The 13,373-nt window shown below is 40.6% G+C and carries 20 protein-coding genes; 3 read left to right on the top strand and 17 right to left on the bottom strand.

Going from position 1 to position 13,373, the window contains the following annotated elements; all coding sequences use genetic code 11:
- Positions 1-40: 40 nt before the first annotated feature.
- The 6 genes from ACTWQL_RS15935 to ACTWQL_RS15910 form a co-directional block, all read right to left on the bottom strand.
- Complete coding sequence (locus tag ACTWQL_RS15935) at positions 41-373, bottom strand: nucleoside triphosphate pyrophosphohydrolase (RefSeq protein WP_443143413.1); 333 nt, start codon at positions 371-373, stop codon at positions 41-43.
- An 82-nt stretch (positions 374-455) separates the two neighbouring features.
- Positions 456-974, bottom strand: a complete 519-nt coding sequence (locus ACTWQL_RS15930) for a hypothetical protein (protein ID WP_443143412.1) — start codon at positions 972-974, stop codon at positions 456-458.
- Positions 964-1,497 (bottom strand): hypothetical protein, encoded by a 534-nt coding sequence (locus ACTWQL_RS15925; RefSeq protein WP_443143411.1) that lies wholly within the window; start codon positions 1,495-1,497, stop codon positions 964-966. Before ACTWQL_RS15925 ends, ACTWQL_RS15930 begins: the two co-directional genes overlap by 11 nt.
- Before the next feature lie 39 nt (positions 1,498-1,536).
- Positions 1,537-2,064: a hypothetical protein gene (locus tag ACTWQL_RS15920; RefSeq protein ID WP_443143410.1), complete on the bottom strand. Its 528-nt coding sequence runs from the start codon at positions 2,062-2,064 to the stop codon at positions 1,537-1,539.
- Positions 2,061-2,615 (bottom strand): DUF402 domain-containing protein, encoded by a 555-nt coding sequence (locus ACTWQL_RS15915; RefSeq protein ID WP_443143409.1) that lies wholly within the window; start codon positions 2,613-2,615, stop codon positions 2,061-2,063. Before ACTWQL_RS15915 ends, ACTWQL_RS15920 begins: the two co-directional genes overlap by 4 nt.
- Before the next feature lie 19 nt (positions 2,616-2,634).
- Entirely contained in the window at positions 2,635-2,964 is a 330-nt protein-coding gene (locus ACTWQL_RS15910) for a hypothetical protein (protein WP_443143408.1), read from the bottom strand.
- A 129-nt stretch (positions 2,965-3,093) separates the two neighbouring features.
- Here ACTWQL_RS15910 and ACTWQL_RS15905 point away from each other — a divergent pair, with 129 nt between their 5' ends.
- A complete protein-coding gene (locus ACTWQL_RS15905) occupies positions 3,094-4,329 on the top strand; it encodes an aminopeptidase (protein WP_443143407.1) in 1,236 nt (411 codons plus the stop codon).
- Positions 4,330-4,696: 367 nt separating this feature from the next.
- Here the strand turns inward: ACTWQL_RS15905 and ACTWQL_RS15900 are convergent, their stop codons facing one another.
- The 10 genes from ACTWQL_RS15900 to ACTWQL_RS15855 form a co-directional block, all read right to left on the bottom strand.
- On the bottom strand, positions 4,697-4,957 hold the full coding sequence (locus ACTWQL_RS15900) for a VVA0879 family protein (RefSeq protein WP_443143487.1): 261 nt from the start codon (positions 4,955-4,957) through the stop codon (positions 4,697-4,699).
- A 484-nt stretch (positions 4,958-5,441) separates the two neighbouring features.
- Positions 5,442-6,014 carry a competence protein ComK gene (locus tag ACTWQL_RS15895; RefSeq protein WP_443143406.1) on the bottom strand — a complete coding sequence of 191 codons (573 nt, stop codon included), beginning with the start codon at positions 6,012-6,014 and terminating at the stop codon, positions 5,442-5,444.
- A 387-nt stretch (positions 6,015-6,401) separates the two neighbouring features.
- Complete coding sequence (locus tag ACTWQL_RS15890; RefSeq protein ID WP_443143405.1) at positions 6,402-6,935, bottom strand: GNAT family N-acetyltransferase; 534 nt, start codon at positions 6,933-6,935, stop codon at positions 6,402-6,404.
- A gap of 26 nt (positions 6,936-6,961) precedes the next feature.
- Positions 6,962-7,834: a lysostaphin resistance A-like protein gene (locus tag ACTWQL_RS15885; protein WP_443143404.1), complete on the bottom strand. Its 873-nt coding sequence runs from the start codon at positions 7,832-7,834 to the stop codon at positions 6,962-6,964.
- Between the two features lie 138 nt (positions 7,835-7,972).
- Positions 7,973-8,155: a hypothetical protein gene (locus ACTWQL_RS15880; RefSeq protein WP_443143403.1), complete on the bottom strand. Its 183-nt coding sequence runs from the start codon at positions 8,153-8,155 to the stop codon at positions 7,973-7,975.
- Between the two features lie 379 nt (positions 8,156-8,534).
- Positions 8,535-8,756, bottom strand: a complete 222-nt coding sequence (locus ACTWQL_RS15875; protein WP_443143402.1) for a hypothetical protein — start codon at positions 8,754-8,756, stop codon at positions 8,535-8,537.
- A gap of 64 nt (positions 8,757-8,820) precedes the next feature.
- Positions 8,821-9,096, bottom strand: coding sequence for a hypothetical protein (locus tag ACTWQL_RS15870; RefSeq protein ID WP_443143401.1), 276 nt, complete (start codon positions 9,094-9,096; stop codon positions 8,821-8,823).
- A gap of 155 nt (positions 9,097-9,251) precedes the next feature.
- The gene (locus ACTWQL_RS15865; RefSeq protein ID WP_443143486.1) at positions 9,252-9,389 is read right to left on the bottom strand and encodes a putative holin-like toxin; all 138 of its coding nucleotides are present in this window, start codon (positions 9,387-9,389) and stop codon (positions 9,252-9,254) included.
- Positions 9,390-9,486: 97 nt separating this feature from the next.
- Positions 9,487-9,609 carry a hypothetical protein gene (locus tag ACTWQL_RS15860; RefSeq protein WP_443143400.1) on the bottom strand — a complete coding sequence of 41 codons (123 nt, stop codon included), beginning with the start codon at positions 9,607-9,609 and terminating at the stop codon, positions 9,487-9,489.
- 30 nt (positions 9,610-9,639) lie between these two features.
- Positions 9,640-10,710, bottom strand: coding sequence for an RNA-guided endonuclease InsQ/TnpB family protein (locus ACTWQL_RS15855; RefSeq protein ID WP_443143399.1), 1,071 nt, complete (start codon positions 10,708-10,710; stop codon positions 9,640-9,642).
- Positions 10,711-10,929: 219 nt separating this feature from the next.
- Between ACTWQL_RS15855 and ACTWQL_RS15850 the strand changes: the two genes are divergently transcribed.
- Both ACTWQL_RS15850 and ACTWQL_RS15845 read left to right on the top strand, forming a co-directional pair.
- Entirely contained in the window at positions 10,930-12,423 is a 1,494-nt protein-coding gene (locus ACTWQL_RS15850; RefSeq protein ID WP_443143398.1) for a flavin monoamine oxidase family protein, read from the top strand.
- Between the two features lie 226 nt (positions 12,424-12,649).
- The gene (locus ACTWQL_RS15845; protein ID WP_443143397.1) at positions 12,650-13,111 is read left to right on the top strand and encodes a flavodoxin; all 462 of its coding nucleotides are present in this window, start codon (positions 12,650-12,652) and stop codon (positions 13,109-13,111) included.
- A 134-nt stretch (positions 13,112-13,245) separates the two neighbouring features.
- Here the strand turns inward: ACTWQL_RS15845 and ACTWQL_RS15840 are convergent, their stop codons facing one another.
- Positions 13,246-13,368 (bottom strand): hypothetical protein, encoded by a 123-nt coding sequence (locus ACTWQL_RS15840; protein WP_443143396.1) that lies wholly within the window; start codon positions 13,366-13,368, stop codon positions 13,246-13,248.
- Positions 13,369-13,373: the final 5 nt, after the last annotated feature.

Genomic DNA, 13,373 nt, shown 5'->3' with positions numbered 1-13,373 from the left:
AGAAATCCTGTTGATCATAATAGGAAGAGCCGCTCATACATTAATCCCCATTCACTTTTACATCGATTAAGAAAACACGCTCAGAAAATGCACCTCGTTTTTCAGCTTTGCTTTTCCGCACTGACTCCAATTCATCGACCGTGAAGCCACGTGCTTCTGTCAACGCATGAATGACTTCGATCAAATCAACTAATTCTTCAAGTACGTCTTCAGCATCTGCTGCCCCCTGATATTCCTTAAGTTCCTCAAACGCTTTTTCCTCTAGTGCTTTTATGTACGCCGTTTCATCCAAAATACGAGTCTGGTATGAATCCCCGCTCTTTTCAATCATTTCAGGAATCCGATCTCGAACCAATTTGTTATATACCGGCAAAGCCATCGCCCCTTCAGTTTTTTTACCTGCTCCAACTATTCCACTTCCATAAATGCACTACCCCATTCGCTGATGCAATGCTTTAATTCAAACCTTCGAAAGGATAGAAGACTTCAGTTCCATCTTCCAAAATCACACTCAGTTGTTGAGCCTTAAAACTAACCTCTTCACTCAGCATAGGGAGGTGCCAGTAAGAGGAATTAACATCGGTCCTGACGCTGAAGTCACCGTTTTGGAACCTGATCTGTTTGATTTTCATTGGATCAACATAACCATACAGAAATCCCTTATTGTTTATTGAGATCACACTGAAATTATCGATTCGAAAAATCGTATCCTCAGCACGATTCATGATAGCCGGGGCACTTGAACCATCCAATCCCCAACCAAGTATTCCTTTAGAATAGTGATCACCGTGAATCATTTGATCAGATTGATAAATCACTAAATGATCATTGGTGGAAATAGGAACAACGTCCAGGACATCCTTCCCCTCCAACACTTTTTCAATTGAAGAATTCTGAAAATACGTGTAACCCCAAAGGGCAAGTGAAACACCAAGGAAAATCCCGATTATTCGTATCACACGCTTATTCATCACCAGGAACCTTTCCTTTTCCTTCGATTATTTCCACCTCAATCGTCTTATCCCCATTTTCCTTTTCCTCCAATAAATCGAGAACTTGAACATCCTTCTTTCTGTTTTCCAACTTATCCTCAGAATAAGTCAGAATTTCTTCAAAATAGTCAGTGGACTTTCGGGTAGGTTTATAAAAACGGCTCCCTTTTCCATCTTTAAATTCAATGAAACCCATGCTTCCATCTTCTATAAGAGTCATTCCAAACCCATCAAATTCTTTACGAAGTCCATAATAGATTTTGATCGTTTTGAGTTCGAGTGTGTTACTCATCTTAAATATATCTGCTACTTCATTCTGTGTTGCTTGTTGAAAGCTTTTACCTTCCAATAGTTGATAGAAACGACTGATATCATCATGATCGTCCAGTCGAAAGCTTCCTTCTTCCAATAAGCTGATTGATACTTCTTCAATATCGCTTACATCGATTATATCTTCAAATTGCTGGGCTGCTCCTTGAGAACATGCAGCCAATAATGCCAGCACACAAACTAAAACTATGTATCTAAAAATAACCCCTCCTCCTTACCGCAGTTCTCGTTCCATGAATTTCAAATACCAGGGAAATTGTCGTCTGCCGAATGAAGTGTGGAATGGCAGCTCGATCGTCTCTTCTTGAGTACTCCACTGCATTTTCACCTTCAAAGTGCTCTGTGGACCTTGTTCAAATAGATCGTATAAGAACGGTTCAACTGATTTTTGTGGGAGTTGGACGTACACCTTGCCATCATGAAGGTCACTGGTTTCAGTCACATCTGTCCCTTCAACCGAATAGGTGAAGTTTTTTGGCGGATCATCGTTCTTAAAGTTGACTACCATGACAGATTGTGGATCTGTATACATATCTTCATTGTGAAAAGTGACGGCATAAAAGGTGATCTCCCAATTGTCACTTGGCTGTTCCGCATAGTGCTCTTCCTCACCTTTTTCAAACCCATACACCTGACCACCATAACCTTTCCCAAAGTGCAGGGTTACAGCGGGAAGCAAGATTGCTACAAGTAAAGCCGAAACAACCACACCGATTACACACCAAATCATTTTACGAGTCATGATTTCACTTCTATTAACTTCTGGAGTAGTTTCATATGCATTTTAGCTTGATCGAGGATAGAAAACTTACCTTGCTTACATTTGGAGAGGATATCATCCCGTTCACTTAAGGCCATTTGATGAAGAGTAAGATTTATTGTCCCCATTTCCAGTGCATAGTCAAGTTCATGGTCATCTTTAAGAATGATTTCACCCGAAGGTAATACGACAATATCGAGGAATAGATCATCCATCCAAGGTACACCATTTTCATCCAGTCCAACTTCAGAGCAAATATCGATATACCATTGTATGATTTTGCCATCTACATCAAACATAGTCGTCACTGAATGATGCATGTAATCTGGAAACTGCTGAAGCCAACTATATCCTTGGTCCACAATACAAAGCTCCTGTTCGCCATACTGTACATTTAACGGTTCTTTTATCTCATCCATTTTCAATAAAGTTATGTATCCTTTAAACGATTCCGTATCAAGATAGTTTTGAGCGTAGCGTCTTTTTGTGATTCTCTCCCAATCTTTACGGTCCCCGGATTTCCTCTTCAGCAAAACCCCTCCTCCTTTTATGCTACTTTGTCTTATTCTGATAGACTGCCTGATTTCTTAATACTGAAAACTGGTAAACCGAGATTACAAGACAGATTAAACTCAAGAACCATAGCAGTACCGAGGTTCCAATTAATAATGAATTTTCCCCAGAAGCCATAACAAGTGAATAATCTGTTGCCAATACTTTTGATAAAAAGAATATGGCAGCATAGTTCAAACAGATATGGATTAGAATCCAGACAAACGCGGATCGTTGTTGCTTATCTTTAAACATCATAAATAAGATAACTGAAAATATTGCAGCTAGACTCACTTTCAATAATCCAAAAACCACTGCTTCTAATGGCACCTCTCACCCACCCCTTTTCTATATTGTACCATTTATTGGTTTGTTCCTCAGAAATTTTCCAATTCTATGCCTCTTCCCTAACACCTTTCAACGAACTATGATAATATTTTCCTAGAGGAGGGATTTTTTATGAAAACGTTTGAGGAAAAGTTGGATCAATATGCTGAACTCGTTGTAAAAACCGGATTGAATATACAAGAAGGACAACGCTTGTTGATCCTTTCTCCGATTGAAGCAAAAGAGTTTACGCGAAAAGTTACAAAATATGCTTACGCTAACGGATGTAAGCGCGTTTATGTTGACTGGAAGGACACCGTAACTTCCCGTTACCACTTGGAAGGTGCATCTGAAGAAACATTGAAGAATGACCTGCCTCAGTGGGAAATTGACAAGTATACTAGTTTCGCAGAGAACAATGATTGCTTGTTGAACATTACAGGAGACGATCCTAACGCTTATGGGGGAGTTTCACCAGAACGCTTGATGTGGGTACAGAAGAACCGCGGCGAAAAGCTGCAAAACTTCTCAAAAGCACAGCTTAACGGTGATATTCACTGGGCAATTGCAGGTGTCCCTACAGCTGGCTGGGCGAAAAGTGTGTTCCCTGATAAAAGTGAAAGCGAAGCAATCGAAGCCCTTTGGGAAGCGATCTTCAAAACGGTCCGCATCGATCAGGAAAATCCTGTAGCCGCTTGGGAAGAACACGGTAAAACACTTTCGGAAAAAGTAGATTACTTGAACGAGAAGCGTTTCAAAACGCTGCATTATAAATCCGAAGGTACAGACCTTACAATTGACCTTCATCCTGAACACCTATGGATTGGCGGCGGTCATGAATCGACTTTCGATACGTCTTACATACCGAACCTTCCGACAGAAGAGGTATTCACGACACCACATAAAAATGGTGTGAATGGAACTGTTTCAAGTAAAAAGCCTTTATCCGCAATGGGGAATCTCATCGATAACTTCAGCTTGACGTTTGAAGACGGAAAAGTTGTCGATTTCAGTGCGGAAACGGGTTATGACACGTTAAAACAATTACTTGAAATCGATGAGGGCATGAAGTTTCTAGGAGAGGTAGCTCTTGTACCATACGACTCGCCGATCTCAAACAGCGGAATCATTTTCAACAACACGCTCTATGATGAAAATGCATCCTGCCACCTTGCAATCGGAACTTCAATTACCATGTCTGTAAAAGATGTCGGTAAACTATCCAAAGAAGAACTGGAAGAACGCGGTGTCAACCAAAGTCGTGGCCATACCGACTTTATGATCGGATCAGCTGACCTGGATATTGTTGCTGAAACAAATGACGGTGAAAAAGTACAACTTTTCAAGGACGGAAACTGGGCGATCTAAGATCATTCTTTTACAAAGTCAAAAATATAACTGCAGTTACAGATGCCGTAACGGACAATTTGAATTTAGAGGACATAGGAGACCTTTATTTGCTTCAAAATGACTTATTTCTCAAAATTAGAGGACACCAGAGACCTTATTGAGGAAAAACGAAGGGAAAGCACCTGGATTTAACCTAAATAGCGGATCATTTGTCCTCTATTTTTCCAAAACATCAATTTTTGTAACAGATAACGGAACAGATGTCCTCTAATTTTTGTTGCTGGCTGCCTTTTGCATTCAATATGAGATAATGTTCGTTGTTGATTTTTAAAAAAACGGGACTGCCACCAGAGTTCAAGCTACTACTTCTGGTACAGTCCTTTTTTTAAGCAAAATCGAATATCTCAACTTGCAGATCGTCATCCACTTCTATCAGTTTCCCTTTCCCATTCGTTCCTTGTTTCGCCTCATGATGACAGGTCTGGCAATAGGAATATGCCAGGTTCGGTTGATAGCCAGCCCTCAAGATATCTTCGACCGATTGAATGCCATAGCATTTGGAGCATTGAAAATTCCAGAATCGTTTTTCTCTTCCATACAAGTGAATTCCGTGCATTTCCCATTCATGTATTGAGTATTTTTGCATTGCCACTTAACACCTTCCTCACCATCCAATCTATTTTTTCATCAAATGTTTTAGAACAGTGCCATGGTCATGACGTCAACTTGAATGTTAATTGATCAATATAAATCATATATGAGAGAAACCTATAGATTTGATTAACTTTTTAAAAAGAAAAGACAGCTACATATTTTGCAGCTGTCATGATCCTTTCTTAGTATATTTGAGGCTACCTTCGACTAACAATCCGACCTCTAACCCTAATAAGGTTCCTGCTTGGACCTGGTCAATAAAGAAAACTTGGCAAAGGCAAGCCTTAGGCGTAGGCTGAGCCATTAGTTGCACTTATACTGAAGAAAGTATTTTTATACTTTCTTTAAGTGAAATAAAACCAAGTCCAATCCCTATCATTAATGCTCCTCCAATAATCAACTTCCCTTCACCCCTTATAGATCAAGTCTTTCTACTATGTACGGATGGGATTTTTTAAAGTTTCAGTTAGAAAGGGTCAATTCAATTCGAGATGATCTTGTGTAAACGTATATGCACCTGTTGACTCAAGAGCAACAAGTTGATCCAGGTTCATCGGATTACAAATTAACTGTCGATCCAATTGTTGTTGATTAACGAGATGACGATATTGTGCAGCCCTGTTAACTTTGGATTCCATGACGGCTTTCGTCACTTGTACCGGAACGGTTTTGTTGTTCGTCAACACAACCTGACAATGCTCTGTATAAAGTGGCAGGATTTCTTTCACATGACTATGAGCGATCCAAATGCACGATTCGCTCTTTGATGATTGAGTCGGAAAGAAAAAGATTCCTCCACGGTTACAAATCATGATCGGAACCATACGACTGAACTTTGTTACATGGATTGCGCCGTCCACTCTACCTTGTAAACTCGAACCATAGTACAAGCAGCTGTCTTTCATGATTTCAATCGGTTTCTGCTGGACAATCAATTCTCTTTCGGATTCGATCACCAGCGAATGCAGATTTCCAAAAGCATCAAAGTGCGGCAGAATCACCATCGTTTCACCATTAATCAAATACTCTTCGCCATTCATTTTCCCCATAAATAAATCCCCCCAAAGTAATGATATGTTTGAAGGTCTAAGGTGCAAAACACGCTTAGTCTATAATCCCCTTTCCTATTAGATAGGATTATAGTACCATATAATGTAAATTTAATGTATAGTTTTTTGAATTTTATTTATAATTTTAATATTTTATACATTTTTTCCGTGGTTATGGACGATATCATCTGGAGAAAACAGCGTCATTGTATGATTAGGAACAAGGTTCATACCAATTCCGTTATTTTCTCCTTTATCGTGTCCGAAGTTGCCTCAGGTTCGGACAGTCTTTTGCTTTTTCCCTCGCTTACTGTCCGAAGTCGCCTCAGGTTCGAACTATGGCAACAAAAAACTACTACATTCAATTTGATGTAGTAGTTCTTATTTTCATCCTTTTAAATAGTCGCGCTGTAAAATACTCATGATATAGGAATCTTGCCACTTTCCATCATGGAATCGTGTTTCCCGGAGGTGTCCTTCAACCTCGAAGCCTATTTTCTCATACATCCTTATTGCATGTGTATTATCAGCGAAAACCCTCAGTGAAAGACGGTGCATGTTCATTTCCTTGAATACGTATTCCATCAAAATCTCCATGGTTTCTTGACCAAAACCTTTCACGCGAAATTCACGCTCACAGATCGCAATGAAACATTCTGCATTTTTATGATAATGATTGATGTTGAATAAACCCACATACCCAATCGGTTCTTCAGCTTCAAGATGCATAATGATGTAGTTTTTACGATTGTCAGCATGAAGCATACCTTTCAGATTCTCTTCAACTTCATGAAAGGATAGTGAGTCGATGAACGGATTCACCAGCGGGGCGATTTCCATATCATTTTGCCATTTATAGTATGTCGATGCGTCCTCTATTTTCATTTTACGTAACTTGATTCTTTCCCCTTGAAACAACATGTAACCGACCTCATCTCTTTATATAATCAGTTTGAACTTAGGTTTACTCCTTCAGTAGTTTCCATGCTTCTTTTGTCTTTACTATTCAGCTTTTTAATTTGTGAAACAGCGAGCCAGACGAGGAAAATCAAAGATAAAAAAGCATAGATGCCGAAATATTGACCAACTTGCTGGATTTCTGTGATTGCTTCTGCCATGCTCGTTTCAGTTGAACCGCTATCAACCAAAAACCCAGAAAACGCTAGTAAATTATTCAATGCATGACATATGATCGGTACCCATATGTTCTTCGTCTGCAAGTAGAAAATACTCAGGAAAACACCAAGGGTGAAATGGCCGATCATTCCGCTATTCATATGGATCAAACTGAAAATCGCTGAGGAAACCACTATCCCCGCTACATTTCCGTACTTATAACGAAGCTTTTGCAGTAAAGTACCTCTGAACACTAGTTCTTCAACTATGGGTGCAACCAATACGATTAAGAAAAAAGAAGGGATAGATGTAGCCGATACGAACGACTGAGTCGCGTCCCCGTCCTCCAACATTTCAATCAGGAAGTCTGGAAGTAAAAAAGAAAATAAATAAAAGATGAAGGTCACGGCTGCGAGCGAAAATGTCAGATGATAAATCGTGAACAGTGCCTTTTTCCCTATTCCATTCGATTTTTGAATCGGTTTAAATAGATCTTTCACACTCATATCATGCTTATGATAAGCTCTTCGCAACCACAGGATTGCTACCCCATAGAGGACAAATTGGGAGAACGTGATGAAGCCCGTCATTGATCCACCTGTGCCTATTGAATATGTAATCCCTGAAAAAATCAGAATCCCCACTGCTAAGACATACCATAAAATCAAATATCGAAACTTCATTTGTGCAAATCGGTTGTCCATTTATCGTAAAACTCCATTCATCCTAATTTAATGGTATAGTTTAATCCTTCTGTTTCCTCTCAGTTAGAGAAAACTTGGCAAAGCCAAGCCTTAGTGTAGGCTGAGCCATTAGTTGCACTTATACTTAAGAAAGTATTTTTATACTTTCTTTAAGTGTAGAATTGTGAGATACACCAAAGCGCTGATCCCGAACATTCCAAATACAAGAGAAATATAATCAGTACCCGTATATGGATATAAATAGGCGAAACTGTAAACTTCACCCACTACGAAAAGAACAAGCAACAGCCATACCCAATATTTTGATAAGAACTTTTTCATTATTCCCACTCCTACGTAATATGTAATACGATTTCAATTGCTGGAGGTTTCACCAACCATCTTATATGTATCGCTTCAATGACCATAGTTTATCTTGCAAAACTTATTGGTTCCCCCTTCTTCTAACTATATCTTCTCTATTTTTATCGGATTGCCTTTTACTATTTTACAATTTAAAGAAAACTTGGAAAAGGCAAGCCTTAGCGCTGGCTGAGCCTTAGTTCCTCGAAAAAGCGATCGCTTTTCCTTCGTGCGGTGTATCGCTTCCGAAGCCAACAGCTTGTGCTTTTATATTGAAGAAAGTATTTATACTTTCTTTAAATGAGAAAAAGGACTGGTTTCCAGCCCTTCTGATCAATAATTTCCTGAAATTATCCGCCTATTTCATCCCTTTTCCTTTTGTCAGATGGCATGGCACTCCATTACCGACCGCACCGGGCTTCGACATTCTCTCCATATAGCTGATCCCACGAGCGCATTGAGTTTTACAGGCTATACACGTCTCACTGGTCACCATTTTCATTGTATGTTCATACTTGTTTACGCTCGATTCGTATCTTGAAACTTTCTTGTTTGTCTTTTTGGCTGGTGTCTTGGCCATGCCTGAACCCTCCTCCTAAAACGTTCCTACATCTTATGAAGGAGAGCCCACACGCGTCACCCATTTAACCAAAAAGCAGACTAATAAAAACGATGAAGGTCAATACAACGGATAAGGAAGCACTGAAAAAGATGGTAAGAATACTCCGGAAAGCTGCTTTCCAATTATCGATTGAAAACATCCCGATCACACCCAAAAAGAATGCTAACAGAGCCAGAGCAAGCATGAGCTGATAACCGATGGAGGGCTGTAACACTTGAAGGAAGAGTGACTGAGTCAAAAACAAACCGAAACAGACAAACATAATTAGAAAGGACCATATATTCAGGGTTCTACTCATAAGCTCTCTCCTTTTTCAGATTGGTTATTACGTATTTTCTCCCTTGATCTCGCTCTTCCTCTAACAATCGATAGTAAAATTGCGACATGTTCAAGCAAAAAAGAGACAAAAAAAGAAAGACCTCAGCAGCAGGTCTCATAAAAACATAGCATTCATCATGTCAACGCGTTCAAAATCAAAATTGTGACAGTAATTACCCCAATCGTGTACATACCGAACTGCAACATCAACCCAATTGCCTTTTCAGGTTCCATTCCCATTTCCCCTTTCGCTTTTTGACCTTTCTCGATCATTGACGTCACAACTTTGTCTCTTTAGGAAATAGGATGTCTGAAATCAGCTTGTCTCAAACGGACTTTTTTAAAATTCATATTTTCTTGGTATAACGTCCTAATTTGACCCTCCCACGGCTAAAGCCGCAAGCTGAACCTTCGGTCCAGTGGGATTCTCGAATGATTTTCCGTCCTCAGGCCATTTCTGTTTTGGACAACCTTCAAGATCAGGGTGTGCCATCACCCCTCCTAAGACAGGGCCTATAGCCTCTTAGGCTGATCGACATTGACCATCGATCACAGGTGCATGACGAATATTCATCGCCCCCACCCGATCCCGGTGGGTGTGGTAGCCGCACCGGCATTTGTATGAACGGTCTTTGATTTTGTTCCGAATGCCGCATGATGGACAGGTTTGACTCGTGTATTTGGGATCGACATATTCGAGTTTGATTCCTGCGAGCGTTGCTTTGTATTCGATGAAGGACGCTAAACGATAAAAGGTCCAGGTGTGAAGGTTCTTTGCATTTTTACGGCTTGTTTTTGCCGTCTGGCGAATATTCGCCAATTGTTCCAAGCGTATGATTGACACCTGCTGTTTAATGGCGAAATCGACAATTTGTCGACTCACCTTATGGTCTTGGTCCTTCATCCAGCGCTGCTCTTTATTATTGAGCTTTTTGATGGCAGTGAGTTTTTTCTTTCGTCCGAGCTGTTGTCGTTTGGATTTGAACATCCGTCGAACATACTTGTTTCGTCTTCCGTTTCCAAAAAATCGTGTCTTCTCGTCTTCGGTTACCGCAACAGCAGGGACTTTCAGACCGAGATCGACACCCATGGTTTTGGTGTCCGTATTTTGTTGGATAGTGATCTCTATTGAAAACTGAGCGATCCATTTGTTTGCTTTTTTTGTGATGCGGAGAGTTCCGCGTTTATAGGAAGCAAGTTTGGTGATGATGTCTCTCGTGAAGAAAGCCTTGATGCGGATACGTTTCGATTTTCCATTGATCAGCAACGGTATCGAAATGGTTGCAGCATCAAACGTGTAGTTCTGATTGTTCCAAAGGATGCAGGGTTTCTTTAAGATGGGGATGATTCGATACTGGGATTTCCTTGCATTCCGAAAGACACTTTTTGCATCCCGGATCGCCTGATTTTTGACAGCACTGGGTAGAGGAGCATTTACATGTTTGGAGGTTTTTCGGGTCGGTTCTTTCGCTTTTACCATTTCAGCTACAAGCGCATTGATCGTGGCAATATACGTGGTGCTCGAGCGACTCAATAAATCACTTTGATTTTGATTAGGCAACAGTTTCACTTGGACCGTGACCGTCTGTGACATGTTTACCCCCTCGTTTTTTGTTCTTCGAAATCCCGTTTTTTGGTTCTTTTTGTGTGTCTATATCCACCATTATACCAAACGTAAGTTCGTATCAAAAGAAGAAAAAAATGATTTATTCGCTTTCATCTCATCCCTAAAGGAGTGGGCTTTCCCGCTCCTTTAGGCTGTAATATTCCTATGTTGTGGTAAATAGACTTTTAAGGATAAGGAGGGATTCAAATGCCCAAACGGTTTATTTCACCTGTCTCAAGAGAAGAACCCTCTTACCCTGATGAGATGTTAGCCATCATCCGGGAAGGTCTGCCAACTACTGCAAACCCAAAAAAGATCATCATTCTAGGTGCTGGGATGGCTGGTCTCGTTGCTGGTTCTCTATTGAAAACAGCCGGTCATCAAGTTGTAATCCTTGAAGGGAATGACCGGGTCGGCGGTAGGGTCTATACACTCCGTGAACCATTTACAAAAGGGAATTACCTTGATGCAGGGGCGATGAGAATCCCAAATACGCAACCATTGATACTTGAATACATTGAGAAGTTTAAGCTGCCGGTCAACGAGTTCATCAATAGCACGCCAAACGATCTTCTTTATGTCAATAACGTGCTGACACGGAAAAAATCGTATGAAGAAGACCCTGGAATCCTCCAGTTTCCAGTACAGAAAGCCTATGAAAATCAAACTGCATTTGCCATTTTTACCGAAGCAGTCGAGCCGTTTTTCGAGTTATATCAAAATGCGACACCTGCCGAACGGAAGAAACTCAGAGAAAAATACGATCAGTACTCGTTTGAAACCTTTTTGAAAAATAATCCTTTCGGGAGATCCCTCAATACAGAAGAAATCCGTTTCATCCAGGTTCTATTAGGTATAGAAGGATTCCCTGAACTATCATTCAGCGATATTGTCACAGACATCGTCACGAACTTGTACAGTGCAGATCTGAAATATTTTGAGATCAAGGGTGGAAACGACCGGCTCCCCTGGTCGTTCATGCCTCAACTGAAACGAAATGTTTTCTTCCACCACCTGGTTGAAAGAATCAATCAATATTCGGATGGGGTCATCGTTTCGGGTAAAAATCCTTTGACGGGTCAAAAGCAAGAAGTAAGAGGAGATTATGTCATCACGACCATCCCATTTTCGATCTTCCAATTCGTCCGGGTTGAGCCGTATGAATCCATGTCTTTTTATAAAAGAGAAGCGATCGCTGAACTGAATTATGTCGATTCGACCAAAATCGGCCTTGAATTCAAGCATAAGTTCTGGGAAAAAGAAAAGCTTTTCGGTGGAAGCCTGACTACTGATCTCCCAACGCAATTCGCCTATTACCCAAGTCATGATATCGGCGTTCCAGGACCAGGCGTTATGCTGGGCAGTTATTCATGGGGAGATAACACCTCATTATGGGATGCTTTACCTGAAGGTAGACGGATTTACGAAGCACTGAAAATCCTTTCCTATGTACACGGACCTGTCGTTTTTGAACAATTCCTCAATGGCACTTCCTTCAGCTGGGGACAAAATCAATTTTCCGGTGGATGTTTCACATTATTTAAACCTTATCAATATACAGAGTTTGATGAAGTGATCAAAATGCCGGAAGGGCGGATCCATTTCGCTGGGGAACATACCTCTTCTTTCCACGGCTGGATCGAAGGTGCGATTGAATCAGGTATTCGAGCAGCAGTAGAGGTAAATACGCGAACACTTTAAGAATGCCGTACCCTGTACAATCATTTCTATGACTGGTATGGGTTTTCATATGGATAAATAAGCATGATTTTTCCATTCGAGTTGTCGTATGAGGCATTCACACGGACACTTGAACCTGTTTTAGTATTCTCTTCTCCTTGTTGACAATGAGAACGCTTCTCAATTATACTACAGATATTGATAATCATTCTCAATTGATAAGTTCAATCTAACAGGAGTGGTAGTGATGAAGCGTGTATTGATTCTGTATGCAAGTATGTCAGGGAATACTGAAGAAATGGCCGACCTCATTGAACGTGGATTACGTAATGACACCATAGATATCGTCAAAAAACAAATCGATATCGATGACATCTCAGTAGATGAATTGAGAACATATGATGGGCTCCTAGTGGGTTCCTATACCTGGGGAGATGGAGACCTTCCTGATGAGATGGAAGACTTTTATGATGACCTTGAAGATGTGAATCTATCAGGTATTCGTGCTGCAACATTCGGATCATGTGACTCCATGTATCCTCAGTACGGTGCAGCAGTTGATATTTTGCAAGACAAGCTGTCTGAACTTGGAGCAAAAATCATACTAGAAGGATTGAAAGTCGAACTGGCACCAGAGGATGAGGATGAACAAGCATGCCTTAATTTCGGAAAAGGATTTAGGGAAGCCATGGTTAATGATCCGAACTGAATCTCTATGAATTCGATTACCTTATTAAGTCGCACCATTGCTAATTATGATCATATAAACGATGAAAATGAATGAAACAGTGACCCAAATTGTTGGAAGAAGTGTTTTCTCGTCCTCCCTTACAATTTTTTTCGCTAATTTGACACTCCCACGGCTAAAGCCGCAAGCTGAACTTTCGGTCCAGTGGGATTCTCGAATGATTTTCCGTCCTCAGGCCATTTCTGTTTTGGACAACCTTCGAGCTTAGGGTGTGCCATCACCC

It is taken from the genome of Pseudalkalibacillus sp. R45 (genome assembly GCF_052246725.1).
In the GTDB taxonomy this organism is placed as follows: Bacteria; Bacillota; Bacilli; order Bacillales; family Fictibacillaceae; genus Pseudalkalibacillus.
The sequence above is the reverse complement of the archived record's forward strand: the minus strand, read 5'-3'. Positions and strand labels throughout refer to the sequence as shown.

What these genes read in the sequence shown, in the direction of transcription:
- ACTWQL_RS15920 (WP_443143410.1), bottom strand. Translation starts at nt 2,064, where the DNA reads ATGACTCGTAAAATGATTTGGTGTGTAATCGGTGTGGTTGTTTCGGCT.
- ACTWQL_RS15905 (WP_443143407.1), top strand. Translation starts at nt 3,094, where the DNA reads ATGAAAACGTTTGAGGAAAAGTTGGATCAATATGCTGAACTCGTTGTA.
- ACTWQL_RS15900 (WP_443143487.1), bottom strand. Translation starts at nt 4,957, where the DNA reads ATGCAAAAATACTCAATACATGAATGGGAAATGCACGGAATTCACTTG.
- ACTWQL_RS15895 (WP_443143406.1), bottom strand. Translation starts at nt 6,014, where the DNA reads ATGGGGAAAATGAATGGCGAAGAGTATTTGATTAATGGTGAAACGATG.
- ACTWQL_RS15890 (WP_443143405.1), bottom strand. Translation starts at nt 6,935, where the DNA reads ATGTTGTTTCAAGGGGAAAGAATCAAGTTACGTAAAATGAAAATAGAG.
- ACTWQL_RS15885 (WP_443143404.1), bottom strand. Translation starts at nt 7,834, where the DNA reads ATGGACAACCGATTTGCACAAATGAAGTTTCGATATTTGATTTTATGG.
- ACTWQL_RS15880 (WP_443143403.1), bottom strand. Translation starts at nt 8,155, where the DNA reads ATGAAAAAGTTCTTATCAAAATATTGGGTATGGCTGTTGCTTGTTCTT.
- ACTWQL_RS15875 (WP_443143402.1), bottom strand. Translation starts at nt 8,756, where the DNA reads ATGGCCAAGACACCAGCCAAAAAGACAAACAAGAAAGTTTCAAGATAC.
- ACTWQL_RS15870 (WP_443143401.1), bottom strand. Translation starts at nt 9,096, where the DNA reads ATGAGTAGAACCCTGAATATATGGTCCTTTCTAATTATGTTTGTCTGT.
- ACTWQL_RS15865 (WP_443143486.1), bottom strand. Translation starts at nt 9,389, where the DNA reads ATGATCGAGAAAGGTCAAAAAGCGAAAGGGGAAATGGGAATGGAACCT.
- ACTWQL_RS15860 (WP_443143400.1), bottom strand. Translation starts at nt 9,609, where the DNA reads ATGGCACACCCTGATCTTGAAGGTTGTCCAAAACAGAAATGGCCTGAG.
- ACTWQL_RS15855 (WP_443143399.1), bottom strand. Translation starts at nt 10,710, where the DNA reads ATGTCACAGACGGTCACGGTCCAAGTGAAACTGTTGCCTAATCAAAAT.
- ACTWQL_RS15850 (WP_443143398.1), top strand. Translation starts at nt 10,930, where the DNA reads ATGCCCAAACGGTTTATTTCACCTGTCTCAAGAGAAGAACCCTCTTAC.
- ACTWQL_RS15845 (WP_443143397.1), top strand. Translation starts at nt 12,650, where the DNA reads ATGAAGCGTGTATTGATTCTGTATGCAAGTATGTCAGGGAATACTGAA.
- ACTWQL_RS15840 (WP_443143396.1), bottom strand. Translation starts at nt 13,368, where the DNA reads ATGGCACACCCTAAGCTCGAAGGTTGTCCAAAACAGAAATGGCCTGAG.